25 protein-coding genes and 1 pseudogene are annotated in these 24,909 nt (G+C 67.3%); 21 read left to right on the forward strand and 5 right to left on the reverse strand.

Features of this window, described 5'->3' with window-relative positions; all coding sequences use genetic code 11:
- Positions 1-248 precede the first annotated feature (248 nt).
- Entirely contained in the window at positions 249-797 is a 549-nt protein-coding gene (locus FGL98_RS09400) for a GNAT family N-acetyltransferase (RefSeq protein ID WP_186526076.1), read from the reverse strand.
- Positions 798-928: 131 nt separating this feature from the next.
- Here FGL98_RS09400 and FGL98_RS09405 point away from each other — a divergent pair, with 131 nt between their 5' ends.
- The 12 genes from FGL98_RS09405 (at position 929) to FGL98_RS09460 (ending at position 13,185) form a co-directional block, all read left to right on the forward strand.
- Positions 929-1,681 (forward strand): aquaporin, encoded by a 753-nt coding sequence (locus tag FGL98_RS09405; protein WP_146316504.1) that lies wholly within the window; start codon positions 929-931, stop codon positions 1,679-1,681.
- A 103-nt stretch (positions 1,682-1,784) separates the two neighbouring features.
- Positions 1,785-3,185: a sigma 54-interacting transcriptional regulator gene (locus tag FGL98_RS09410; protein WP_222432087.1), complete on the forward strand. Its 1,401-nt coding sequence runs from the start codon at positions 1,785-1,787 to the stop codon at positions 3,183-3,185.
- An 11-nt stretch (positions 3,186-3,196) separates the two neighbouring features.
- Positions 3,197-5,203, forward strand: coding sequence for a vWA domain-containing protein (locus tag FGL98_RS09415; RefSeq protein ID WP_146316506.1), 2,007 nt, complete (start codon positions 3,197-3,199; stop codon positions 5,201-5,203).
- Positions 5,204-5,266: 63 nt separating this feature from the next.
- Positions 5,267-5,884, forward strand: a complete 618-nt coding sequence (gene pdxT / locus FGL98_RS09420; RefSeq protein WP_146316507.1) for a pyridoxal 5'-phosphate synthase glutaminase subunit PdxT — start codon at positions 5,267-5,269, stop codon at positions 5,882-5,884.
- 57 nt (positions 5,885-5,941) lie between these two features.
- Positions 5,942-6,700 (forward strand): YebC/PmpR family DNA-binding transcriptional regulator, encoded by a 759-nt coding sequence (locus tag FGL98_RS09425; RefSeq protein WP_146316508.1) that lies wholly within the window; start codon positions 5,942-5,944, stop codon positions 6,698-6,700.
- A gap of 125 nt (positions 6,701-6,825) precedes the next feature.
- Positions 6,826-7,350 (forward strand): crossover junction endodeoxyribonuclease RuvC, encoded by a 525-nt coding sequence (ruvC, locus tag FGL98_RS09430; RefSeq protein ID WP_146316509.1) that lies wholly within the window; start codon positions 6,826-6,828, stop codon positions 7,348-7,350.
- A complete protein-coding gene (gene ruvA, locus FGL98_RS09435) occupies positions 7,347-7,943 on the forward strand; it encodes a Holliday junction branch migration protein RuvA (protein WP_146316510.1) in 597 nt (198 codons plus the stop codon). The genes ruvC and ruvA overlap by 4 nt, the downstream gene beginning before the upstream one ends.
- Positions 7,944-7,946: 3 nt before the next feature.
- Positions 7,947-9,047 carry a Holliday junction branch migration DNA helicase RuvB gene (gene ruvB / locus FGL98_RS09440; protein ID WP_146316511.1) on the forward strand — a complete coding sequence of 367 codons (1,101 nt, stop codon included), beginning with the start codon at positions 7,947-7,949 and terminating at the stop codon, positions 9,045-9,047.
- Positions 9,048-9,190: 143 nt separating this feature from the next.
- Positions 9,191-9,565 (forward strand): preprotein translocase subunit YajC, encoded by a 375-nt coding sequence (locus FGL98_RS09445; protein ID WP_146316512.1) that lies wholly within the window; start codon positions 9,191-9,193, stop codon positions 9,563-9,565.
- Positions 9,566-9,570: 5 nt separating this feature from the next.
- On the forward strand, positions 9,571-11,424 hold the full coding sequence (gene secD / locus FGL98_RS09450) for a protein translocase subunit SecD (RefSeq protein WP_246136465.1): 1,854 nt from the start codon (positions 9,571-9,573) through the stop codon (positions 11,422-11,424).
- On the forward strand, positions 11,424-12,575 hold the full coding sequence (gene secF / locus FGL98_RS09455; RefSeq protein ID WP_146316513.1) for a protein translocase subunit SecF: 1,152 nt from the start codon (positions 11,424-11,426) through the stop codon (positions 12,573-12,575). The genes secD and secF overlap by 1 nt, the downstream gene beginning before the upstream one ends.
- 88 nt (positions 12,576-12,663) lie before the next feature.
- Complete coding sequence (locus tag FGL98_RS09460) at positions 12,664-13,185, forward strand: adenine phosphoribosyltransferase (protein WP_146316514.1); 522 nt, start codon at positions 12,664-12,666, stop codon at positions 13,183-13,185.
- A gap of 43 nt (positions 13,186-13,228) precedes the next feature.
- Here FGL98_RS09460 and FGL98_RS09465 read toward each other — a convergent pair whose 3' ends face one another.
- Complete coding sequence (locus FGL98_RS09465) at positions 13,229-13,567, reverse strand: metal-sulfur cluster assembly factor (protein ID WP_186526077.1); 339 nt, start codon at positions 13,565-13,567, stop codon at positions 13,229-13,231.
- Between the two features lie 76 nt (positions 13,568-13,643).
- Here FGL98_RS09465 and FGL98_RS09470 point away from each other — a divergent pair, with 76 nt between their 5' ends.
- The 5 genes from FGL98_RS09470 to FGL98_RS09490 all read left to right on the forward strand — a co-directional run bounded on the left by FGL98_RS09470 (position 13,644) and on the right by FGL98_RS09490 (position 18,085).
- Positions 13,644-13,913, forward strand: a complete 270-nt coding sequence (locus FGL98_RS09470; RefSeq protein WP_186526078.1) for a DUF2249 domain-containing protein — start codon at positions 13,644-13,646, stop codon at positions 13,911-13,913.
- Between the two features lie 239 nt (positions 13,914-14,152).
- On the forward strand, positions 14,153-14,392 hold the full coding sequence (locus tag FGL98_RS09475; protein WP_146316517.1) for a DUF2249 domain-containing protein: 240 nt from the start codon (positions 14,153-14,155) through the stop codon (positions 14,390-14,392).
- Complete coding sequence (locus tag FGL98_RS09480; RefSeq protein ID WP_146316518.1) at positions 14,392-14,859, forward strand: hemerythrin domain-containing protein; 468 nt, start codon at positions 14,392-14,394, stop codon at positions 14,857-14,859. Before FGL98_RS09475 ends, FGL98_RS09480 begins: the two co-directional genes overlap by 1 nt.
- A 53-nt stretch (positions 14,860-14,912) precedes the next feature.
- Positions 14,913-15,593: a helix-turn-helix transcriptional regulator gene (locus FGL98_RS09485; protein WP_146316519.1), complete on the forward strand. Its 681-nt coding sequence runs from the start codon at positions 14,913-14,915 to the stop codon at positions 15,591-15,593.
- An 89-nt stretch (positions 15,594-15,682) separates the two neighbouring features.
- Positions 15,683-18,085: a RelA/SpoT family protein gene (locus FGL98_RS09490; protein WP_146316520.1), complete on the forward strand. Its 2,403-nt coding sequence runs from the start codon at positions 15,683-15,685 to the stop codon at positions 18,083-18,085.
- A gap of 19 nt (positions 18,086-18,104) precedes the next feature.
- Here the strand turns inward: FGL98_RS09490 and FGL98_RS09495 are convergent, their stop codons facing one another.
- The 3 genes from FGL98_RS09495 to FGL98_RS09505 are packed head-to-tail and all read right to left on the reverse strand — an operon-like array spanning position 18,105 to position 21,477.
- Positions 18,105-19,388: a M18 family aminopeptidase gene (locus FGL98_RS09495; protein WP_246136466.1), complete on the reverse strand. Its 1,284-nt coding sequence runs from the start codon at positions 19,386-19,388 to the stop codon at positions 18,105-18,107.
- Between the two features lie 5 nt (positions 19,389-19,393).
- On the reverse strand, positions 19,394-20,776 hold the full coding sequence (locus FGL98_RS09500) for a DUF349 domain-containing protein (protein WP_246136467.1): 1,383 nt from the start codon (positions 20,774-20,776) through the stop codon (positions 19,394-19,396).
- Positions 20,773-21,477, reverse strand: a complete 705-nt coding sequence (locus FGL98_RS09505) for a peptidylprolyl isomerase (RefSeq protein ID WP_246136468.1) — start codon at positions 21,475-21,477, stop codon at positions 20,773-20,775. The genes FGL98_RS09500 and FGL98_RS09505 overlap by 4 nt, the downstream gene beginning before the upstream one ends.
- Positions 21,478-21,659: 182 nt before the next feature.
- Here FGL98_RS09505 and FGL98_RS09510 point away from each other — a divergent pair, with 182 nt between their 5' ends.
- The 4 genes and pseudogenes from FGL98_RS09510 to FGL98_RS09520 all read left to right on the forward strand — a co-directional run bounded on the left by FGL98_RS09510 (position 21,660) and on the right by FGL98_RS09520 (position 24,875).
- Entirely contained in the window at positions 21,660-22,346 is a 687-nt protein-coding gene (locus FGL98_RS09510) for an MBL fold metallo-hydrolase (protein ID WP_146316522.1), read from the forward strand.
- Positions 22,347-22,361: 15 nt separating this feature from the next.
- Positions 22,362-23,756, forward strand: coding sequence for a histidine--tRNA ligase (gene hisS / locus FGL98_RS09515; protein WP_146316523.1), 1,395 nt, complete (start codon positions 22,362-22,364; stop codon positions 23,754-23,756).
- Positions 23,757-23,936: 180 nt separating this feature from the next.
- Positions 23,937-24,059, forward strand: a pseudogene (locus FGL98_RS27095) (type IV toxin-antitoxin system AbiEi family antitoxin domain-containing protein); the annotation flags it as partial.
- Positions 24,060-24,119: 60 nt separating this feature from the next.
- Entirely contained in the window at positions 24,120-24,875 is a 756-nt protein-coding gene (locus FGL98_RS09520; protein ID WP_146316524.1) for a hypothetical protein, read from the forward strand.
- Positions 24,876-24,909: the final 34 nt, after the last annotated feature.

Consider the following 24,909-nt stretch of genomic DNA (forward strand, 5'->3'; position numbering starts at 1 on the left):
CGCCGGCCCGGCGCACCACCGGACCACGCGCAAACCGCCTGACCCTCCCAGGGGAGAACTCCGCCCACAACCCGGGCATCGAGACCAGATCTGTTGTGTGTCACCGGGTTTCGACGCGCCTCGCGCTTCGCGCTCGACGGCTCAACCAGCGGCCAGCGGCCAGCGGGATGGTCGTTCGCTGGGCCGCCCAACCCTTGGATTGAGTAGGGCGAACGTGCGAGCCCGTATCGAAATCGGCGGTATGGCGGTCAGGCGGTGGCTTCCGGCGGCACAACGGTCTGATCGCGGGGCAGGATCATGACGTAGACCGGCTCCACATCGTCCGGTAGCCAGTCGGTGCGATAGCGGCCGATCTCCTGCCACCCGCGCCGGCGATAGAGGTTGAGAGGGGCGGCGTGGTGTGCGACCACGTCGAGCACTGGTGCGCCGCCATCGGCGAGGGCCGACTCCGTCGCCGTTCGAAGCAGCGCGGAGCCAATGCCTTGGCCGGCATACCGTCGATCAGCGAAGAGCACACTGATGCAACGCAACTGCCGGATCGGCACATCGTGCGCGTCGGCCCACATACGCCCGAGGTCATCGTCCTGGACGGTTTGTACCGCGACGTGTCCAACGACTGTCTCATTCAGCTCGGCGACCCACGAGCGCAGTTCGCTCGGCCGGTGGATGAACTGTTCAGTGGGGTAGGGCATCGGCCACTCGAACGGATACTCCGTCTCCGACTGCTGACGCTCGAGGATGTCCGCGAGCATGGGGATATCGGTGTCCTGGCGAGGACGGATGTTCACCTGATTCACGCCCACACGATACGGCCGTTCATGATTTGACCGCGTGGGGTTCCACCGGTTGCCACGGATCTCCACCATACTGAGGCACGTTGTCCAGGGGGCCGCGATGACGTGGTCCGTCGCCAATCGGAGGTCAAGTGATGGACATTCGCAAACTTGTCAGTGAAGCGATCGGCACTGCGTTGCTCGTCTTCGTCGGGGCCGGAGTCGCCACCCTGTGCTTCGGTTTCAAGCTCACCGGTTCCAGCACCTCGGCCGGGGTTGTCGAGACCGCGTTGGCCTTCGGGCTGGTCATGCTGGTGCTCGCCTATGCGCTTGGGCCCATCTCCGGTGCCCACATCAACCCAGCGGTGACCCTGGGTTTCCTGGTGTCTGGCCGGATCGCACCGATCGAAGCGGTTGGCTACTGGGTCGCTCAGATCGTCGGTGGGATTGTCGGAGCCGCGGTACTTCGCGGCATGTTTGCCGGCGCCGGTGGATACTCGACCTCCAAGATCGGGCTGGGCGCGGACGGATTCGGCGATGCGTCCATGGTCCATCTCGGGGCGGGCGGCGCCTTTCTGGCCGAAGCCGTGCTGACGTTCCTGTTCGTGCTGGTGGTGCTGGTGGTCACTCGCACGGCCGCCTGGCCACAGCTTGGCGGGGTCGCCATCGGCCTGGCCCTGGCAACCGTGCACCTCATCGGGGTCCCGCTGACCGGCACCTCGGTCAATCCCGCGCGCAGCATCGGTCCGGCCGTCTTCGTCGGGGGAGATGCACTGAGCCAGCTGTGGCTGTTCATCCTCGCGCCGCTGGTCGGCGGCGCGGTCGCGGCGTTGCTGAGTCTCTTCCTCTATGGTCGCGAGACCATGTCTGCCGAGGAGATGGCCGTCGAGGCTCCAGCAGTCGCCTGATCCTGAAGATGCACAGCAGCCGGTGGGCGCCACACCGTTCAGCGCCAGAAGTCAAGACCCGATGAGGGCAGACGGGCAGAGATCTCTGACGTAGCGTGAGGTGGTGACGGCAAATTCGACTGCTCCCACCATCCGCACGCTGGGTGACCTGCGTGCCTCGGGTCACGAGCAGCACAGCATCCGGGACGAGATCCGCCGCAACCTGATCGATGCGCTCAGCGCAGGACGCGACCCCTGGAGCGGCATCCAAGGCTTCGAGGACACGGTCATCCCGCAACTCGAACGCGCCCTTCTCGCAGGTCACGACATCGTCCTGCTGGGGGAGCGCGGCCAGGGCAAGACGCGCGTGCTGCGGACCCTCGTGGGCCTGCTGGACGAGTGGACACCGGTCATCGACGGCTCGGAGCTCGGGGAGCATCCCTACGAGCCGATCACGCCCGCCTCCATCCGCCGTGCTGCCGAGCTCGGCGACGACCTACCGGTCGCCTGGCGCCACCGCAGCCAGAGGTATGCCGAGAAGCTGGCCACCCCGGACACCTCGGTCGGCGACCTGGTCGGTGACATCGACCCGATGAAGGTCGCCGAGGGCCGCAGTCTGGGAGACCCCGAGACGATCCACTTCGGCCTGATCCCGCGGGCCCACCGGGGCATCATCGCCATCAACGAGCTGCCGGACCTCGCGGAGCGAATCCAGGTGTCCATGCTGAACGTGATGGAGGAGCGCGACATCCAGGTCCGCGGATACACGCTGCGGCTGCCCCTGGACGTGCTCGTGGTCGCCAGCGCCAACCCCGAGGACTACACCAACCGGGGGCGCATCATCACGCCCCTGAAGGACCGCTTTGGCGCCCAGATTCGCACACACTATCCGATGGAGGTCGCCGGGGAAGTCGCCGTGATCCACCAGGAGGCCAAGCTGGTCGCCAAGGTCCCCGACTTCATCCTGGAGATCCTGGCCAGATTCACCCGAGCCCTTCGCGAGTCAAGTGCGGTGGACCAGCGATCCGGTGTGTCCGCACGATTCGCGATCGCGGCCGCCGAGACGATCGCGGCCGCCGCGCTGCACCGTGGCACGGTCCGCGGGGAGGGCGAGCCGGTGGCTCGGATCATCGATCTGGGCACAGCGGTCGACGTCATGGGCGGCAAGATCGAGTTCGAGTCCGGCCACGAGGGCCGCGAACGACCGGTCCTGGAGCACCTCCTGCGGACCTCGACCGCAGAGGCTGTGCGGCATCTGCTGCGCGGCATCGACCTGGCCCTGCTGGTTGATGCCCTCGACGAGGGCATGCAGGTGACCACGGGAGGGGACGTCACCGGGCAGGAGCTGCTGGACGAGCTGCCGGTCCTCGGGGAGTCAGACCTCTACGACAAGGTCGCGGACCGGCTGGACGCACACACGATCGGCGAGCGGGCGAGCGCGATCGAGCTGGCGCTGGAGGGCCTCTTCCTGGCCCAACGCGTCAGCAAGGACACCGACGACACCGGCCACACAACCTACGGCTGAGGCGAGCACCCTTGACTGGCAATTCATCTCGACATTCTCGCTACGGCAGGTATGCGGGCGGGCCGGATCCGCTTGCGCCTCCCGTCGACCTCGGCGAGGCGCTCGACGCGATTGGTGAAGACGTCATGGCCGGCTACTCGCCGGAGCACGCACTGCGCGAGTTCCTCCGACGGGGTGGACGCAACCGTGCGGGTTTGGACGACCTGGCGAAGAAGGTGGCCGACCGACGGCGAGAGCTGTTGCAGCGACACAACCTGGACGGCACGTTCCAGCAGGTCAAGGAGCTGCTGGACAAGGCCGTCCTGGCAGAGCGCAAGCAGCTCGCCCGAGACCTGGACGACGATGCGCGATTCGCCGAGATGCGGATCGAGGGCTTGTCACCCTCGACGGCCGCTGCGGTCAGTGAGCTGAGCGACTACCAGTGGCGCAGCCAGGAAGCACGGGAGGACTACGAGCAGATCAAGGATCTGCTCGGTCGGGAGATGCTGGACCAGCGCTTTGCCGGCATGAAGCAGGCGCTGGAGAACGCCACGGACGCGGACCGGCAGGGCGTGCGCGAGATGCTCCAGGATCTGAACGATCTGCTGGAGGCGCACGCTCGAGGAGAGGACACCGACCAGCAGTTCTCCGAGTTCATGGACAAGCACGGCGACTACTTCCCGGAGCACCCGCAGTCCATCGATCAGCTGCTGGATGCCCTGGCGAGGCGGGCCGCCGCCGCCCAGCGGATGCGCAACTCCATGACCCAGGAGCAGCGCGACGAGCTCGACCAGCTGGCGCAGCAGGCCTTCGGTTCAGCCGACCTGATGGACCAGCTGAGCCGCCTCGACGCCAACCTGCAGTCCATGCGGCCCGGCGAGGACTGGGGCGGGTCGCAGCAGCTCGAGGGCGACCAGGGTCTCGGACTGGGCGACGGGACCGGCGTGCTGCAGGACCTCTCCGACCTCGACGCGCTGTCCGAGCAGCTGTCCCAGCAGTACTCCGGGGCACGGATGGACGACGTCGACCTCGACGCGCTGGCCCGCCAGCTCGGGGACGAGGCAGCAGTGAGCGCCCGCACCCTGGCCGAGCTGGAGCGAGCCCTGCGCGACCGCGACTACCTGCAGCGTGGCCCGGAGGGGGATCTGCGGCTGTCCCCGCGCGCCATGCGAGAGCTCGGCCGCACCCTGCGCGATGTGAGCACCCGGCTGTCCGGTCGGCAGGGTCAGCGAGATGCCCGCCTCGCCGGGGCGGCAGGTGAGCCGAGCGGCGCAACCCGGGAGTGGCAGTTCGGCGACACCGAGCCCTGGGACGTGACCCGCACGCTGCTCAATGGCGCGATCCGTCGGGCCGGCGGCGACGACCGGCGGCTGCGCATAGGTGACGTGGAGGTGCAGGAGACCGAAGCACGCACCCAGGCGGCGGTCGCATTGCTGGTCGACACCTCCTTCTCGATGGCGATGGACGGTCGCTGGGTGCCGATGAAACGCACCGCGCTGGCCCTGCACCAGCTGGTGAGCACCAGGTTCCGCGGCGACCACCTGGCCCTGATCGGCTTCGGGCGACTCGCGCAGTCGATGAGCATCGAGGAGCTGACCTCGCTGGCTCCGGAGTGGGACAAGGGGACCAACCTGCATCACGCCCTGCTGCTCGCAAACCAGCACTTCCGTCGACACCCCAACGCCCAGCCGGTGCTGCTGATCGTCACCGACGGTGAGCCGACCTCCCACCTCGAGCCCGACGGGGAGGCGTGGTTCTCCTACCCGCCCCACCCGCTGACGATCGCCTACAGCGTTCGCGAGCTCGACAAGGCCACCCGGCTGGGCGCCCAGACCACGATCTTCCGACTCGGCGAGGACCCGGGGCTGGCTCAATTCCTGGACAACCTGGCCCGCCGAGCAGGCGGCCGGGTCATTGCCCCCGAACTGGACTCGCTCGGCGCCGAGGTCGTGGGCGGCTACCTGGGCTCACGCACCGGTGCCCGCGGCACGACGTATGGCGGATGGGGCGGCTGGCGTGGCTCCTGGGCGGCCGGCTGACCCGCACCCCACGAACGGACCTTGCGTAGATCGTGCCGACGGCCGGTCGATAGCCTCAGGACCATGAACCAGCCAGTTATCGGTGTCCTTGCGGTGCAAGGGGATGTGCGTGAGCACCTGCGCGCCCTCGAGAGTGTCGGTGCCAAGGCGGTGCCGGTGCGTCGAGCCTCCGAGCTGGCGCAGGTGCAGGGCATGGTGCTGCCCGGTGGCGAGTCGACCACGATGGACAAGCTGCTGCGAATCTTCGAGCTGCAGGCACCCATGCGCGAGCGCATCGCCGGCGGGATGCCCGTCTATGGTTCCTGCGCCGGGATGATCCTGCTCGCGGACCGCATCATGGACGGGCAGGTCGACCAGCAGACGCTCGGCGGTCTGGATATCACGGTGCGACGCAACGCCTTCGGACGACAGGTGGACTCCTTCGAGGAGAATCTGCCCTTCGCGGTCCTCCGCGACGGTGAGGAGCATCCCTACCGCGCGATCTTCATCCGGGCGCCGTGGGTCGAAGCCGTGGGACCGAGCGTCGACGTGCTTGCGAGCGTGACGACCGGTCCGGCGGCCGGCCGGGTGGTCGCCGTCCGGCAGGGCGTGCTGCTGGCCACCTCGTTCCACCCGGAGATGACCGGCGACGACCGGGTGCACGAGTACTTCGCCGACATGGTGCGCCGGCGCGCTGGCTAAGATCGACGGTGGCCCTCTGGGTCACTGCCAGCACGACCATCAACCATTGAGGGAGATATGAGCGGTCACTCCAAGTGGGCGACGACCAAGCACAAGAAGGCAGCGATCGATGCCAAGCGCGGGAAGCTGTTCGCCAAGCTGATCAAGAACATCGAGGTCGCGGCCCGCTCGGGCGGCGGCGACCCGGTCGGGAACCCGACGCTCTACGACGCCATCCAGAAGGCCAAGAAGAACTCGGTCCCCAACGACAACATCGACCGGGCACTCAAGCGCGGGTCCGGTCAGGAGGCCGGCGCCGCCGAATACACGGCGCTGACGTATGAGGGCTACGCACCCGGCGGTGTCGCCGTCCTGATCGAGTGCCTCACCGACAACAAGAATCGCGCCGTCGCCGAGGTGCGCACCGCCCTGCAGAAGAACGGCGGGTCGATGGCCGAGAGCGGCTCGGTGGCCTACCTGTTCAACCGCAAGGGCATCGTCATCGTCCCGAAGGCCGACAAGACCGAGGACGACCTGCTGGAGATCGTCCTCGAGGCAGGCGCCGAGGAGATCAACGACGTGGGCGAGTCCTTCGAGATCGTCAGCGAGGCGACGGACTTCGTCACGATTCGCGAGGCGCTGCAGGGCGCCGACGTCGACTACGACTCGGCGGAGGCCTCGTGGCTCCCGACGGTCGAGGTGCCGCTGGACGCCGCGGGCGCCAAGAAGATGTTCCGCATCATCGACGCGCTGGAGGACAGCGACGACGTGCAGAACGTCTATGCGAACGGTGACGTCTCCGACGAGGTCCTCGCCCAGCTCGACGGCGAGGACTGATCGGCGAGGACTGATCCGGCGCGCCGATGCGCCCTGGCCGTGATCCACGGGCCCAGCGGGTAGCCTCGGTGGAGACCGAACATGTGTACGGTCACCGCAGTGCGAACCGAGCAAGGAGCCGATGCGTGCGTGTCCTCGGAGTGGACCCGGGATTGACCCGTTGTGGTCTGGGCGTCGTGGAAGGCGGCATCGGTCAGCCGCTGCGGATGATCGCGGTCGGTGTGATCCGCACACCCGTGGACGACGAGCCCGCGTTGCGGCTGCTGTCGTTGCAGACCGAGATCGATGAGTGGATGCAGCAGTACACGCCCGACGCGGTAGCGGTGGAACGAGTCTTCGCCAAGGCCAACATCAAGGGGATCATGGGCACGGCCCAGGCCTCGGCGGTCCCGATGCTTGCGGCGGCGCGACGCGGCCTGCCGCTGGCCCTGCACACACCGTCAGAGGTGAAGGCCGCGGTCACCGGCAACGGCCGAGCCGACAAGGCGCAGGTGACGGCGATGGTGACGCGCATCCTGAGGCTGCAGGTGGCCCCTCGCCCCGCCGACGCGGCGGACGCTCTTGCGCTGGCGATCTGCCACGTATGGCGTGGCGGAGCTCAGAACCGCATACAGGAGGCCATCGCGCGCCAGCAGCGGGTGGCCCGGTGATCTCCAGTCTGTCCGGCACGGTCGGTGCCGTAGGTCTCGACCATGTCGTCGTCGAGGTGGGTGGCGTCGGCCTGCTCGTGCATACGACACCGGCCGAGGCCGCCGCGCTGCGCCCGGGAGCAACGGCCAGGCTCTCGACGACCCTGGTCGTCCGCGAGGAGTCCCTCACGCTCTACGGCTTTGCCGAGACCGCACAGCGCGACCTTTTCGAGCAGGTGCAGACCGTCAGTGGGGTGGGTCCTCGCCTGGCGCTGGCCATGCTGGCCGTGCACGCACCCACTCCGCTGCGGGCGGCCATCGCCGGCGGCGACCTTGCGGCGCTGGTCAAGGTGCCCGGCATCGGCAAGAAGGGCGCCGAGCGGATCGTGCTGGAGCTGAAGGACAAGATCGGCCCCGTCGAGGCAGGCGCCGGTTCGTCGGCGCCGACCACGCCGGTGGCGGCTGAGCACGAGCAGGTCACCGAGGCGCTGGTCGGCCTGGGCTGGTCGGCAAAGCAGGCGACCGAGGCGGTCGACGCGGTGTCCGCGGCGGAGCCGGGCACCCGTGAGGTGTCGGCGCTGCTCCGCCTGGCGCTGCGTGAGCTGGGGCGGTAGTCGATGAGCGAGAACCTTTCCGGTGCCCCCGAGGGCGACGGTTCCTACGATGCGACCGCGCGGATCATCGACCCCGGTGGTGATGCCGAGGACCGGCGGTTCGATGCCGCGCTGCGCCCCCGCCGCCTGGCCGACATCGCGGGTCAGCCGCGCGTCAAGGACCAGCTGAGCCTGGTTCTCGAAGCGGCCCGTCGCCGCGGAGTGCCACCAGACCACATGCTGATGTCCGGACCTCCCGGCCTGGGCAAGACCACGCTGGCGATGATCATCGCCGCGGAGCTGGAGGTGCCGATCCGGATCACCAGCGGACCGGCCATCCAGCACGCGGGCGACCTTGCCGCGATCCTGTCGTCGCTCGCCGAGGGGGAGGTGCTGTTCGTGGACGAGATCCACCGGATGGCGCGCCCCGCGGAGGAGATGCTCTACCTCGCGATGGAGGACTTCCGGGTCGACGTCATCGTCGGCAAGGGGCCGGGCGCCACCGCAATACCATTGGAGCTGCCGCCGTTCACCGTGGTCGGCGCCACGACTCGGTCCGGTCTGCTCCCGGCCCCGCTGCGGGACCGATTCGGTTTCACCGCCCATCTCGACTACTACCCGGCCTCCGACCTGGCGCAGATCCTCACCCGCAACACCGTGCTGCTGGATGTCGACTCCACCCGGCAGGGCATCGAGGAGATCTCCGGCCGGTCCCGCGGCACACCACGCATCGCCAACCGGCTGCTGCGGCGGGTGCGTGACTATGCGCAGGTGCACGGTGAGGGTGTAGTCGACCTGAGTGCGGCCCGAGCCGCTCTCGAGCTGTTCGACGTCGACGCGCGCGGGCTGGACCGACTGGACCGCGCAGTGCTGGAGGCGCTGTGCCGCCGTTTCGACGGGGGGCCGGTAGGCCTGTCCACCCTCGCAGTCGCGGTAGGGGAGGAACCGGACACCGTCGAGACGGTCTCCGAGCCCTACCTGGTGCGGGAGGGGTACATGGTGCGTACCCCGAGAGGTCGCGCCGCGTCAATGATGGCGTGGGAGCACCTGGGACTGGTGGCGCCTCCTGGCACGCCCGGTCAGCAGCTGCCACTCGGGGACGGCCCTGGACGGTTCAATCAGTAGCTTTGCCGAAGATTGACCAAGGCCTCGGAACCCGCCGCCCCGTCTCCGACGTTCCTCACCTAGACTCTCCCGACGGCGGTCTGTGTCCGACGCAGCCCTGCACGCCGTCGACCAAGCCGAACAACCCGTAAGGAACCAAACGGATGTCTGCACTGGCAGCTGCGAGCTCGAGTGGATCGAGCAGCTGGGTCGGCACTCTCATCTTCGCCATCCCCGTCCTGCTGCTGGCGTTCATGTTCTGGTCCTACATCAAGCGACAGCGGACCTTTCAGAAGGGCCAGTCCTCGCTGGAGGTGGGCGAGGAGGTCAGCACGACGTCGGGCCTGTACGGCACCTTGGTCTCGCTCGATGACAATCACGCGATCCTCGAGGCCGCCGAGGGCGTGTGGCTGAAGTTCGACCGGCGCGCGATCGTTCCCAGCAGGACCATCGCGGCAACCCGACCAGACCGCAGAGGCAACACCTCCGGCAGCTCTGCCTCGAAGGATTCCGCCTCACACACCGACACGAAGGCCTGAACCAGGTGGCAACACGCGCACGACGATCGTCCACGGGTCATCCCCGCCGGGCGTTGGTGATCCTTGTCCTGATCTTTGCCGCGCTCTATGCGGGAATCGGGGCCACGGCGGCCTGGGGGAGCCCACATGGGCAATGGACCCCCAAGCTCGGACTGGACCTCGAGGGCGGCCGACAGATCACTTTGCAAGCCCAGCTGCCCAAGGGCAAGTCGATCAACTCCGGCCAGGTCAACCAGGCCGTCGACATCATTCGGCAGCGCGTTGACGGCAGCGGGGTGTCCGAGGCCGACGTGAGCACCCTCGGCTCCGACAACATTGTCGTGGCCCTGCCCGGTGACCCGTCCGAGGCGACCCTGCGGTCGCTTGCGCAGTCCTCCCAGCTCGCCTTTCGGGCGGTGCTGAAGACCGCTGCGATCCAACCTCAGGCCACGACGCCGCAGACTCAGCCGACCCTGCCGATGCCGCAGACCGCTCCGGCCACGCCGAAGCCGACCACTGCACCCTCGTCCAGCACGGCTGGCCCGAGCAAGAGCGCGACGCCCAAGTCGACCAAGAGCGGCGCGAACGCCGCGTTCCCGCAGGCGTTCGCCGCAGGCACCGCCAAAGCCACGGAGACAGCCGCCGCGGCCAACAAGCCCAAGAACGCCAGTGACCTGGCCTGGGCCACCCAGCCGGTCTCGCAGACCTGGATCACCAACGGCCTCGCCAAGAAGGGCGAGACCTACCAGAGTCTGTTCACGGCGTACTCCTGCAACAACACCGACGCGAAGGCCGGACCGACGGCGCAGCAGTGGCGAGAGGTGGCGGCTCAGGCACCGTTGAACGAGCCGGATGTCGGCTGCGACGCCCAGGCGAAGTACCTCATGGGCCCGTCCGAGGTCAACGGCGCGATGGTCACAAACGCGACCTGGGGTCAGGTCAGCAACTCCCAGGGGACTCAGACCGGCGAGATCGCCGTCAACCTGACCTTCAACGGCAAGGGCACCACGGCCTTCGCCAACGTCACCCAGCGCCTCGTGGCCCTCAAGGGCGACCAGAACCGGTTCGCGATCACCGTGGACGGCAACATCATCTCGGCCCCGACGACGCAGGCGGCAATCACCAACGGTCAGGCCCAGATCACCGGCAACTTCACCCAGGCCTCCGCCAAGTCACTGTCCAACCAGCTGAAGTTCGGGGCGCTGCCCTTTTCCTTCAAGGAGCTGACGTCCGACCAGATCAGTCCGCAGGTCGGCGCCGACCAGCTGCAAAAAGGCATGATCGCGGGCGCGATCGGCCTGCTGCTCGTGGTGATCTACTCCCTGCTGCAGTATCGAGCTCTCGGCTTCGTGACCGTCTTCTCGCTGCTCATCTCCGGTTCTCTCACCTATGGCGCAGTCACCTTCCTCGGGTACGCGAACAACTTCCGCCTGTCCATGGCGGGGGTGACCGGTCTGATCGTGGCGATCGGTGTGACCGCGGACAGCTTCATCGTCTACTTCGAACGCGTGCGAGACGAGGTGAGATCTGGCAGACCCCTGGGCGCGGCCGTCCAGACCGGATGGGCGCGGGCCAAGCGGACGATCATCATCTCGGACGCGGTGAACTTCCTGTCCGCAGCCGTGCTCTACTTCCTGTCGACGAGCGACGTCAAGGCCTTCGCCTTCACCCTGGGGCTGACCACGGTGCTCGACGTGCTGGTGGTGATGACGTTCACCCACCCCGTCCTGACCCTGCTGGCGCGCACCGAGTTCTTCGGCAACGGCCACCGCTGGTCCGGGTTCGACCCGGAGCGACTCGGTGCCAAGGGCGTGACGTATGCCGGTCGAGGCCGCGTGACGATCGCCGACCGTAAGGCAGCCGAAGGAGCGCAGATCTGATGGCCAGTTTTTCGCAGTTCGGCAACGACCTGTTCACCGGTCGGCGGCAGATCAACTTTGTCGGGCGGCGCCGCCTGTGGTTCTCGATCACTGGGGTCCTGCTGATCATTGCGGCCGTTGGGCTCGTCGGGCGAGGGCTGACCTTCAGCCTGGAGTTCACCGGCGGGTCCGAGCTGAGCGTCGCCGGTGTGCACAACATGAGCAACTTCGACCAGAACGCCAGATCCGCGGTGCGTTCGGTGACCGGCAGTGACGCCAACCTGGTGGTGACCAAGGTCGGCAGCGACACCGTCAGTGTCCAGTCCGAGAAGCTCGGCAACGGCACGGCGGCGGCAACCGACAACGTCAGCACCGCGCTGGCCAAGGAGTTCCACGTCAACCGGGACGCGGTGACCACCTCATTCATCGGGCCCTCCTGGGGCTCGACGGTGACGCACAAGGCGATCACTGCGTTGATCGTCTTCTTGCTGCTGGTGTCGTTGGTCCTGGCTGCCTACTTCCGCACCTGGAAGATGTCGCTGGCAGCGCTGATAGCCCTGCTGCACGACCTGTTCTTCACCGTCGGGATCTATGCCCTGACCGGCATCCAGATCTCCCCGGCCTCGATGATCGGCTTCCTGACCATCCTCGGATATTCGCTCTATGACACCGTGGTCGTCTTCGACAAGGTGAAGGAGAACACCGAGGAGGCCATCGCCACCGGGCAGCGCAACTACCTTCAGGCTGCGAACTACGGGTTGAACCAGACCCTGGTCCGCTCGATCAACACCTCGGTTGTCGCGCTGCTGCCGATCGCCTCGATCCTCGTGGTCGGCTTCACCCTGCTCGGACCGGGCACATTGCTCGACCTCGCACTGGCACTGTTCGTCGGTATCAGCGTCGGCACCTACTCCTCGATCTTCATCGCGACACCGCTACTGGCGACCTTCCGCAAGAACGAGCCCGCGATGAAGGACCTAGAACGGCGCGCGGCCGTCTACCAGGGCTCGCAGAGCTCCATTCTTGCGGAGTCCGGCACGGTGGCCCACACCCCGGGCGAGTCGGCCTCCGGGGTGGTCGCGCCGGAGCTCGCCAAGGCGGCGGCCAGCGCACACGCGACCAAGGTCCGCAAGCGCGAGATCCACCCGCTCGCCCGACGAGACGACGAGTGAGCACCCCACGAAGTCCTCGCTGCGCTCGGTACTTCGCGGGGACCCCGAAACTGAGCACGACAGGAAGTCCTCGACGGGTCCAGCTCCCATGACCGTGCGGGACACGCTGCTCGCTCATGTCCGCGACGTGCCGGACTTCCCGAGCCCGGGCGTGCTGTTCAAGGACCTCACGCCGCTGTTCACGAGCGCGGCCGCCTTCGCCGAGGTCACCAGGGACATTGCCGAACGCAACCGCGGAAGGGTCGATGTCGTGGCCGGCATCGAGGCTCGTGGCTTCATCGTCGCCGTGCCCGTTGCGCTGGCCCTCGGCGTCGGTTTCATTCCGGTGCGCAAGGCCGGCAAGCTGCCCGGGGACGTGCTGTCCCGCAGCTATGCCCTGGAATACGGCGAGGCGACCATCGAGGTGCAGGCGAATGCCTTCGGCGCCGGTCAGCGGGTCCTGCTCGTGGACGATGTGCTCGCGACCGGTGGCACGGCCGCCGCGGCCTGTGAGCTGGTCGAGGCGACCGGGGCAACCGTGGCCGGGATCGAGATGCTCCTCGAGCTCACCTTCTTGAACGGCCGCAGCAGGCTCACCGACCGCCCGATCCGCTCGATGGCGCGCGTCTGAGCCACTCCCACCGGGGTGGGCATAGCCAGGGTGGGCAGCGGCATTACCAGCCGAACTTCGCCTTGGTGTCGGCCGACATCATCTCCGGGGTCCACGGCGGATAGTGCGTCATCTCGACCATGACGCGGTCCACCGACCCGGACGCCAGCAGCACCCGCTCGACCTCCTCGGTGAGGTACGAGCCCATCGGGCACGCCGGCGTCGTGGTGGTGATGAGCACCGCGGCGACCCGTTCATGCAGCTCCAGGCCGTAGAGCAGACCGAGCGACACGATGTCGACCCCGAGCTCGGGATCGATGACCTCGTGGAGCTGTTCACGCAGCTGATCGGCCTCGCTCCCGGGGTCCAGCAGAGACGTGATCGACAGCGGCCCGGAACTCATGGTTTTAGTTTGCACCAATAATGATGTAAAAACAAGACTACGGAGTTTGCATCGGACAATCCATGAGGAGCAGACCATGTCAGAGCACGACGAGTCCCGGTCGACCGGAGTAGACGAGGCGGGTGGTGACCTGGACGTGCGGCTGCTACCGCACGCCGACCGGCACACCGTCATCTTCGGACGACTGGAGGCCCTGGCCGCCGGCGAGTCGCTGGTGATCGTCAACGACCACGATCCGAAACCGCTGCGCTACCAGGCCTCGGCGCTGTGGCCGGACACTTTCGAGTGGACCTACCTCGAGTCCGGTCCGCAGCAGTGGCGGATCTCCATCACTCGTGCCCACTGACGAGGCTCTCGACGCGCTGACCCACGTCCTGGCGCGCGCCTGCCGCGCACTCGGTGACGCCGGGTTTCCGCAGCAGGCGGGGCAATTGGCGGCAGACGGCTGGGTCGCTCTGCGGCTCGAGCATCCGCGGCAGGCGTTACGGCTGGATGGTGCGATGCACTACATCGCACGACTTGAGCAGACCCCCGATCTGGTCGGGCAACCGACCGGATCTCCATCACTAGGAGAGGAACCACACCATGTCCGACGATCGCATCCTTGACGTCCGCACCGAGATCCCGAAGCGCCGTCACGAGCTCATCTTCGAGACCTTCACCGATCTGACACCGGGGTCGGCCTACGTGCTCGTCAACGACCACGACCCGAAGCCGCTGTACTACCAGTTCGAGGCGGAGCACGCGGGCTCGTACTCGTGGGAATACCTCGAGGAAGGCCCAGAGGTCTGGCGCGTCCGCATCGGTCGGGTGGAGCCGGCGTGATGAACCGCCAGGTCATGCGAGCAGCCCTCGAGCATCATGGCGTCCTGGCCGCGCAGCTGAGCGGCCGCACGGACGCCGTCGTCGACGCGGCGCGGCGCGGCGGAGGCGATCGGCAGCGAGACGGTCTGTGCCGGTGGTACCGCACCGAGCTGATCCCGCACATCGTCGCGGAGGAGCATGTCCTCTATGCGGCCGGCCGGAGCCTGGAGGCCACCTGCCTTCTGGTGGCCGGTATGACCGAGGAGCATCGGGCACTGGTGTCGCTCGTCGCTCGGCTGGGCGTGGCTTCGTCCACGGTCGAGATCGCCGCGGCGGCCAGTTCGGCGCGGGAGGTCTTTGCTCTGCACGTGGCAAAGGAGGATGACCTGCTGCTGCCGGCACTGGACCGCGCGCAGCTGGATCTCGGTAGGATGCTGGTCGGCATGCACGAGATCCTCGGGCCGGTCAAGGAGCAGCAGATTGCCTGAGGTGATTGTCCGAGGTGATTGTTTCCACCAGCCGATTGTGAAAATATGGAGTTATGGCTAGTCAAGATCTGCAGCATGAGCCTTATGTCGGAGAGAGCCGCAGGCGGGTGCTCGAGACCCTCCAGGCTGCGGATGAGCCACTCGGCGTAGGTGATGTGGCCGGGCTCGTGGGGCTGCACCCCAATACGGCGCGCTTCCACCTGGACGCGCTGACCGAGTCCGCGCTTGCCGAGCGGACTCGGGAGGAGCGCGATGTGCCCGGCCGACCACGCTGGCTCTACACCGCCGGCCCGGCAAGCATCGGCACCGGGCGCCGCAGCTATCAGTTGCTGGCACAGATCCTGAGCAGCTATCTCACCTCGCACACCCCCCATCCGGGCCGAGCGGCGCTCGAGGCGGGGGAGGCCTGGGGTCATTTTCTGGTGGAGCGGCCCAGACCCTTCACCAAGACCGACGAGGACACTGCGACCACCACGCTGGTCAAGACCTTGGACGAGCTGGGTTTCGCACCCGAGCGATCCGACGAGGTGCGGGACCGCAAGGTGCTGCTGCATCACTGTCCATTCCTGGAGGCCGCCAAGGAGAATCAAGAGGTCGTGTGTGCCGTGCACCTCGGTCTGATGCGCGGAGCGCTCGGGGAGCTCAACACATCCCTGACAGCTGATCGGCTGGACCCGCTGGTCACCCCGTCGCTGTGTGTGACCCACCTCTCCGGGCAGGCCGTGCCGGCCTGACGGCGGATGCGCCCTGGAGCCACCCCACGAAGTTCTCCGCCCGTTGCCTCGCCACCGATACTTCGCGAGGCCCCGACTAGACTCTGGTCATGAGCCAGGAAGAGCGCACGGGCACGCCGTCGGGTCCGGCGACGTCTCGGATGCGGGCCAGGCTTGTGCGCCTCGGCGGACCACGGCCAAGCGGCAACCGCGTCCTTGAGCCGTTGCTGCGTTCGGTGCGCGCCACCCACCCGAAGGCCGACCTGAGCGTTATCGAGCGCGCCTACGTCGTCGCGGAGCGGTTCCACCGCGGGCAGATGCGCAAGAGTGGTGACCCGTACATCACCCACCCGCTTGCGGTGAGCACCATCCTCGCGGAGCTCGGCATGACGCCGCCCACCCTGGCCGCGGCGCTGCTGCACGACACGGTCGAGGACACCGAATACTCGCTGGGCAAGCTGCGCGAGGAGTTCGGCGACGAGGTCGCGATGCTCGTCGACGGCGTCACGAAGCTGGACAAGGTCACCTATGGTGACGCGGCGCAGGCCGAGACCGTGCGCAAGATGGTCATCGCCATGGCCCGAGACATCCGAGTGCTGGTCATCAAGCTGGCCGACCGACTGCACAACGCGCGCACCTGGCGCTATGTCTCGGTCGAGTCGGCGCAGCGCAAGGCCACCGAGACCCTCGAGATCTACGCACCGCTGGCCCACCGGCTGGGGATGAACACGATCAAGTGGGAGCTGGAGGACCTGTCCTTCGCAACCCTCTATCCGAAGGTGTACGACGAGATCGCCCGCCTGGTCGCGGAGCGGGCCCCGGCGCGCGAGGAGTACCTGCGGGGAGTGCGCGACCAGGTCGGCGCCGACCTGCGCAGCGCCAAGATCAAGGCCACCGTGACCGGCCGCCCCAAGCACTACTACTCCGTCTACCAGAAGATGATTCTGCGGGGACGTGACTTCGACGAGATCTACGACCTGGTGGCCGTGCGCGTCCTGGTGGAGTCGGTCCGCGACTGCTACGCGGTGCTCGGCACGTTGCATACCCGATGGAGCCCGTTGCCGGGACGGTTCAAGGACTACATCGCCACGCCGAAGTTCAACATGTACCAGTCCTTGCACACGACGGTCATCGGACCCGAGGGCAAGCCGGTCGAGATCCAGATCCGCACCTTCCAGATGCACCGTCGTGCGGAATACGGCGTCGCATCGCACTGGAAGTACAAGCAGGACGCGAACGGCGATGCACTCGCGCAGGAGGGGTCGACCGGGCCGATCAACGACATGGCGTGGCTGCGCCAACTGCTCGAGTGGCAGCGCGAGACCACCGACCCGGGGGAGTTCCTGGAGTCGCTGCGTTTCGACATCGGGTCGCGCGAGGTCTACGTATTCACACCCAAGGGCGCCATCATCGGGCTTCCGGCGGGATCAACGGCCATCGACTTCGCTTACTCGGTGCATACGGAGGTCGGGCATCACACGATCGGCGCCCGGGTCAACGGTCGACTCGTGCCGCTGGAGAGCGGTCTCGAGAACGGTGACGTCGTCGAGGTGCTCACCTCCAAGGCCGATGGCGCCGGCCCGAGCCGGGACTGGTTGAACTTCGTCAAGAGTCCCCGTGCGCGCAACAAGATCAAGCAGTGGTTCTCCAAGGAGCGCCGGGAGGAGGCCATCGAGACCGGTAAGGACTCGTTGGCCCGTCAGCTGCGCAAGCGCGGGCTCGGGGTCAAGCGCCTGATGAGTCATGAGTCGCTCACCGAGGTCGCCGCGCAGCTGAACTACCACGACATCGATGCCTTGTATGCCGCGGTGGGCGACGGGCACGTGTCCCCCGAGCGGGTGGTCAAACAGCTGGTGACCCTCTTCGGCGGTGAGGCGGGCACCGGCGAGGAGCTGGCCGAGGCCACCACGCCCCGCGAGGTTCGCAAGCGCGTGTCGGACCCAGGGGTGACCGTCGTGGGCACCGACGATGTCTGGGTCAAGCTCGCCCGCTGCTGCACGCCGGTGCCCGGCGACGACATCATCGGGTTCGTCACCACCGGCAACGGGGTCTCGGTGCACCGGCGCGACTGCACGAACGCCGCGGCGCTGCTCAAGCAGCCCGAGCGGCTGCTGAACGTCGCCTGGGCACCGTCGTCGGCCAGTGTCTTCCTGGTGCAGCTGCAGGTGGAGGCGCTCGACCGCAACCGGTTGCTGTCCGACGTCACCCGGGTGCTGTCCGACCAGCACGTCGACATCCTGTCCGCGACCGTGTCCACCTCGCGCGATCGGGTGGCCGTGTCGAAGTTCACCTTCGAGATGGGCGACACCAGCCACCTGCAGCACCTCATCAAGGCGATCCGCAAGGTCGACGGGGTGTTCGACGTCTATCGCCTGACCGGCTCCGGGCACCCCAAGGCCGACCGGGCGCAGGCTGCAGCGGGACAGCAACCGCCGGAAGCCGGGCCGGACGCGGCGGGGTCCAGTCGGCCCGCCGGCGCCGGGTCCTCGTCGAGCATCGAGCACGCTCGCTGATCGGCCGGGCTCCGGCCGGTCAGGCGGGGGAGAGGAACGCGGTCAGCGCCGCGGCATACATCCGCTGGTCCTGCGCACCGGCCAGCTCACGCACCGAGTGCATGGACAGGGTGGGTGCGCCGAAGTCAACCGTCGTGACTCCGGTGAGCGCAGACGTCATCGGGCCTACGGTCGACCCACAGGGCAGGTCGCTGCGCATCACGAAGTTCTGGCACGGCACATCTGCCTGCTCACAGGCGATACGGAAAGCCGCGGCACCAACGGAGTCCGTCGCATAGCGCAGGTTGGTGTTGATCTTGAGCACCGGCCCGCCGTTCATGACGACCTGGTGCTGCGGCTCGTGCCGGTCGGCATAGTGCGGGTGGGTGGCGTGCGCCATGTCCCCTGAGGCGATCACGCTGGCCGCGAGTGCCCGATGCAGCTGCTCCCGATCCCCGCCCAGCGAGCGGGTGATGCGCTCCAGCGTCGTCATGAGCAGCGCCGAGAACGCGCCACGCTGCGACATGCTGCCGATCTCCTCGTGGTCGAAGAGGGCGATGACCTGGGTATGCGGTGTGGCGGGCGGCGCCTGGACGGCATCGATCAGCGCCCGTGTCGCGGCAAAGCTGGTGGCGAGGTTGTCGAGTCGCGCACTGGCTACCAGCTCCCGATCGCGTCCGATCCGTGCAGGAGCCTGCAGGTCGAAGGTCATCGCGTCCCAGGCCAGCACGTCGGCGGCCGGGACGTCGAGCTGCTCGGCCAGGAACCCGCGGAAGTCGCCGGGCTGGTCGCCCAGCCCCCAGTGCGGCGCAAGATGCTGCTGCGCGTTGAGCTGTTCGCCCTTGTCCCTGATTCCGCGGTCCAGATGGACGGCAAGCCGCGAGATGCGCAGGATCGGGTCGTCCACCCGGAACAGCTGGGTCTGTGTGCCGCTGCCGGAACGCAGCGCCGCTCGACCCGCCAGGCCGAGGTCGCGGTCCAGCCAGCTGTTCACAATCATCCCGCCATAGGTCTCCACCCCCAAGGTCTGCCAGCCGGCGCGGGCGGCATCCGGCTGTGGCTTGATCCGGAAGTTGGGCGAATCGGTGTGCGCACCCACCATCCGAAAGCCACTGGTGGCGCCATCGGCGTGCTCGGTCGACCACGCGATGAGTGAGCCACCCCGCACGATGAAGTACCGGCCCTGCTGCGCCGGCCACTCGTCCCGCTCCGCCAGTTGGGCGAATCCGGCAGCCTCCAGCATGCGGCGGGATTCCGCGCATGCGTGGAACGGCGTGGGGCTCGCGGTCAGGTAGTCGACCAGATCGTCTGCGATCTCCCGCACTGAGCTCAACCTCCGAACTCCGCGAGTCCGCCACGGGCCTGGTCCAGCCAGGTCGCCTTGGCGTCCAGCGCCTGCTGGACCTCGCTGATCTTCTTCTCGTTGCCGGACGCCTTTGCGGTCTCCAGCTGTTTGGTCAGGTCGGTGACGGCCGTCTCCAGCTGATCGACCATCGACTGGGCGCGTGCGGCGACCTCGGGATCGGTGCGGCGCCACTTGGAGTCCTCGGCCGATCGCACGGCCGTCTCGACCTTGCGCAGCGCCTTTTCGATGCGCTCCATGTCCTTGCGTGGGACCTTGCCCGCGACATCCCACTTGTCCTGGATCGTCCGCAGCGACGCCTTGGCAGCCTCGAGGTTCTTGACCGGCAGCAGCGCCTGCGCCGCGGCGAGCAGTTCCTCCTTGACCACGAGGTTGGCCTCGAACTCGACGTTCTCGGCCGCGACGACCTCGTCCTTCGCTGTGAAGAACGAGTCCTGCGCCTGCTTGAACCGCTTCCACAACGCGTCGTCGTCACTGCGAGATGCCCGTCCCGCGTCTCGCCACTCGCCCATCAGGCGCTTGAAGGCCGACGCGGTCGGCCCCCAGTCCTTCGAGGTGGCAAGGCTTTCCGCCTCCTTCACCAGGCGTTGCTTGGTGGCCTTCGCTCCGGCGTGCACATCGTCCAGATGAGCGAAGTGCGCGCGCCGCGTCTTGTCGAACCCACTGCGCGCTGCGCTGAACCTGCGCCACAGGGCGTTCTCGGCGTCCTTGTCGATCCGCACATCGTGGCGCTGCAGGTGCTTCCACTCCTCGAGCAGCTCTCGCATCCGGCTGGTCGACTGCTTCCACTGGACCTTCTCCACCGGCTGGGCGGCAATCTTCTCAGCCTCGGCGACCAGCTTCTCCCGCTTCTCACCGGACTCCTTCTTGTGCGCGGCCCGAGCTTCTCCCTCGACCTGCTGCTTCGCCTTGAGCGCGGTCGCGATCTGCTCGACCGTCGAGTCCAGCTTGACCAGGTCCCCGACCACGTGAGCGGTGGTCACCTGCTCCCGGAGCGACTTCAGGCCGGCAGTGGCGTCATGCACGGACAGGTCCGTCTGAGTCACCCGCTGCAGCAGCAGCGTCGCCGATCCGGCCAGCTCGTCATACTTGCGTGCGAAGTAGGCCAGGGCTTCCTCCGGCGTCGCATCGGGGTAGGACCCGACCTCGCGCTCCCCGTCGGGAGTGCGCACAAAGACGGTGCCGTTGTCGGCGACGCGGCCGAACGAGGCCGCGTCGCTCACGGTCGGGACCACCGGCGTCGTCACTGCGGGGTGTTCGGTGAGAACGGCGGGGGTCGGTCGTGCCGGCGGCGGTCCGGGGGTCGGCGTCGGACTCGGCTTCGAGATATCGGGTGACATGTTGCTCATGCCTTCTTCTGGATGACGGTGATCTTGAGAATGCTGATCGGCTGCTTGGGCGGTCCATCACCGGTCTTGGTGCTGGTGCCCTCATCGGCAAGGTCCTTGAGGACATTCAGTCCCGTGGTGACCTGGCCGAAGATCGTGTACCCGCCATACTGATCGGGCGAGATGGTGGAATCGCGATAGACGAAGAAGAACTGGCCGCCATTGCCGGTGGCACTCTGGGTGCGTGCCATGGCCAGGGTGCCGGCTGGATACGCATTGTCGGCCGGGGCGTTCTCGATGCCGAACCCGTAGCCGGGCGTCCCCGACCCGGTGCCGGTCGGGTCGCCGCACTGCAGGACGTAGATTCCTGCGGTGGTCAGCCGGTGGCACGGGCTGTTGTCCCAGTAGCCCTTGGCCAACTGCAGGAAGGACGCCACGGCTTGGGGAGCCTTCGTGCCGTCGAGCTGGACGGTGATCGGTCCGCAGGTCGTGCTGATCGTCGCCTGGAAGGTCTTGCCGGCCGCGATCGACTTGTCCGGCAGCTTCTCCTGCTGTGCGGTGCTCGGATGGGCGGGCGGCTTGGCGCAGTGCAGCGAGCCGGGAGCCGCGGATTTTGCGGTCAGCTGTGCGGAGGAGGACCCGGTAGCCGGGGTGGACGAGCAGCCGGCCAGACCCATCGTGCCGATGACGAGACCGCCGAGTGCGAGTCGGGTCAGACGCACTGATGGCTCCTTCGGGGCGTGGCTGGTCGGTGTCGGTTCGGCGGCTCGGGTCGGTCGTGCAGATCAGTCTACGGACTGAGGTCGGGATGTCGCACGGGTTATGGGCACGCAGGCGCGCCGCGCGCGGCCGTGCCGGACGCGCCGCATACGGTGCCGGGATGCCCGCCCGTTAGGCTTCGACCGTGCTTGTCGCCTCCTTTCCAGCCGTTGCTCTTGGCACCAACTGCTATGTGCTCGCCACCAAGGCCGGTGGCGAGTGCGTCGTCGTGGACCCCGGCATCGAGGTTGACGACCAGTTGCATCAGGTGCTGACCGAGCTCTCTCTCACACCGACCGCGGTGCTGCTCACCCACGGCCACGTCGATCATGTGTACAGCGCGGCGCGAGTCGGCCAGGACGTCCCGGTCTACATCCATGCCGATGATCGCTACCGGTTGACGGACCCGATGGCGGACCTGCCGGCGGGGATGGTCGCGGCCTTCGAGCAGCAGCTGGGACGGCCCACCCGATGGAGCGAGCCGGCCACCGTCGTCGGCCTCGTCGACGGGCAGCGGCTCGAGCTCGCCGGCCTGAGCATCGACGTGCACCATGCACCCGGGCATACACAGGGGTCGATCCTTCTGCAGCTGGCCGACGTCCCCGAGGGAACCGATGCAGAAGTCGCCTGCACCGTCCTGACCGGCGACGTGCTCTTCGCCGGCACCATCGGTCGCACCGACCTGTCCGGCGGCGACCACGCCACCATGCTGCGCACCCTGCGTGACGTGGTCCTTGCGCTGCCCGACGATGCGCTGGTGCTGCCCGGCCACGGCCCCGCCACCACCATGGTCCGCGAGCGGGCCACCAACCCGTTCCTACAAACCTTTTAGGCGAGGACTCCATCTATGGCCAGTAAGGTCACCCCCATCAGCGGATTCCAGGAATGGCTGCCCGCGCAGCGGATTGCCGAGCAGCACTTCCTCGACACCATCCGGGAGGTCTTCGAGCTGCACGGGTTTGCCTCCATCAACACCCGTGCGGTCGAGCCGGTCGACCGGCTGTCCAACCAGGGCGAGGATGCCGACAAGGAGATCTATGGCGTCTCCCGGCTCGCCGGCGACGACTCGTCCGAGGCGAGCCTGGGTCTGCACTTCGACCTCACCGTGCCCTTTGCGCGTTACACGCTGGAGCACTCCGGCAAGCTGACCTTCCCGTTCCGGCGCTATCAGATCCAGCAGGCCTGGCGCGGCGAGCGCCCGCAGCGAGGCCGTTACCGAGAGTTCACTCAGGCCGACATCGACATCGTCGACGCGAACGAGCTCCCGTCGCACTACGAGGCCGAGCTGCTGCTGGTCATCGCGGACGTCTTCTCCCGCCTTCCGGTCGGCGACTACCGCATCCACGTCAACAACCGGAAGATCTGCCAGGGCTTCTACCAGGGCATCGGCATCGAGGACGTCATCGGGACGCTGCGGATCGTCGACAAGCTCGACAAGGTCGGCGACGACGGCGTCACCAAGCTGCTGCTCGCGGCCGGGTGCACCCGGCCGCAGGTCGACCAATGTCTCGCGCTGGCCCAGATCTGCACCGCCGACAGCACGTTCGTCGACCAGGTTCAAGCGCTCGGGGTGCACAACGACACGTTGGAGGAGGGCCTGGCCCACCTGAAGTCGATCATCGACACTGCCAACGAGCACGCTCCTGGCGTGGCCGTTGCCGATCTGCGGATCGCCCGCGGTCTCGACTATTACACGGGCACCGTCTACGAGACGATGCTCGAGCGCGAACCGAGTTATGGCTCGATCTGCTCCGGCGGCCGTTATGACGCCCTCGCCTCCGACGGCAAGCGCACCTATCCGGGCGTCGGCATCTCGATCGGTGTCTCGCGGCTGCTCGGTCTGTTGATCGGCGAGGAGGGTCTCAGCGCATCCCGCGAGACTCCGTCGGTCGTGCTGGTGGCGGTCAACCACGAAGACTCGCGCCCCGAGTCGATGCGGGTCGCGGCGGCGCTGCGCGCCCGAGGTATCCCGACCCTGGTGTCACCGAAGGCGGCGAAGTTCGGCAAGCAGATCCAGTTCGCCGACCGCCGCGGGATCCCGTACGTCTGGTTCCCAGGCTCCGAGGCCGACAGCCCGGCCGCCATCCACGCCCCTTCGACAGGCACGGGCGACGAGCTGGATGCGACGGGCACGGGCGACCAGGTGAAGGACATCCGCAGCGGTGACCAGGTGAGCGCCGATCGCGACACGTGGACACCGCCTACGGCAGACCTGCACCCCACCATCGCCTTCCCCGAGTAGTCACTCCCAACCCGCGAGAAGTCACAACCAACTCCCGAGAAGTCACTACCAGCACTCGAGAGGTCACCCGGTGCCAAGGCTGGACCCGGTTCTCCACAACGGAGGGCGACGTATGTCGGTATTCACACCCGAGGACTGTTGAGCGGCCGGTCAGCGGCATTGCCGATCAGGCTGTGGTGCATGACTTCATCAAGCTGTGTGGATGGACCGGCGTTTACCACCGGGATGGCGCGCGCCGAGGGTCTTGGGTCGAGTGACTTGCGTCAGTTGGTTCGAGCAGGAAGTGTCAGACGATTGGCTCATGGCCTCTACGTGCGTTGCGGCCAGGATCTCGATCTCCAGTCGAGGGCCCAGGCCTTCGGTTTGGTTCTGCCACAGCATCACGTCATCTGTGATCGAACTGCGGCCTGGATCCACGGGATCGACACCTACGACCTGCCTGGCCAGGCCTCGTCGCTGAGGCTGGAGACCGTGGCGCTGCGTGGCCGGACCCGAACCCGACGGGATGGCTGTATCGGCGCAGTGCGTGACCTGGCTCCGGACGACGTGGTCGTGGTCGGGGGCGTAATGGTGACGACGCCAGTGCGGACTGCACTTGATCTGTCGTGCAAGCTGAAGCCGATGTCGGCTCTGGCGGCGGTGGAGGCGTATCTACACGCCGAGGTGGTTACCAAAGAACAGCTGCTCGCCCAGTTGCCGCGCTACAAGGGCCGCCGCGGCATCCGCCTCGCTCGGCAAGTCGTCGAACTCGCGGATTCGAGGGTTGAGTCCACAGGTGAGTCGTTCACGCGGATGGTGATCTATCGATCCGGTCTGCCGATGCCGGAATCTCAAGTGTGGGTATTTCGCGACGAGGGACACGACATCCGGTTGGACCACGCCTACAAGGGTCTGAAGATTGCGGTCGAGTATGACGGTGAAGAGTTCCACGGAGCCGATCGGCGGGAGGCTGACGACGCCCGCCGAGAATGGTTGCGGAACCACGGATGGTACGTCATCGTCGTGCGGAAGCATCAGCTCAGCGGAGTGAATGCACAGGCATGGATCGATGAGCTTCGAGGTGAGATCATCGAGCGCAGCCGCAGCGCGGAGAGGTATTCGCGTTTCGCACGCTGGTAGTGACGCCTCGCGTGCAATTAGTGACCTCTCGGAG

Source organism: Leekyejoonella antrihumi, assembly GCF_007845645.1.
GTDB classification, from domain to species: domain Bacteria; phylum Actinomycetota; class Actinomycetes; order Actinomycetales; family Dermatophilaceae; genus Leekyejoonella; species Leekyejoonella antrihumi.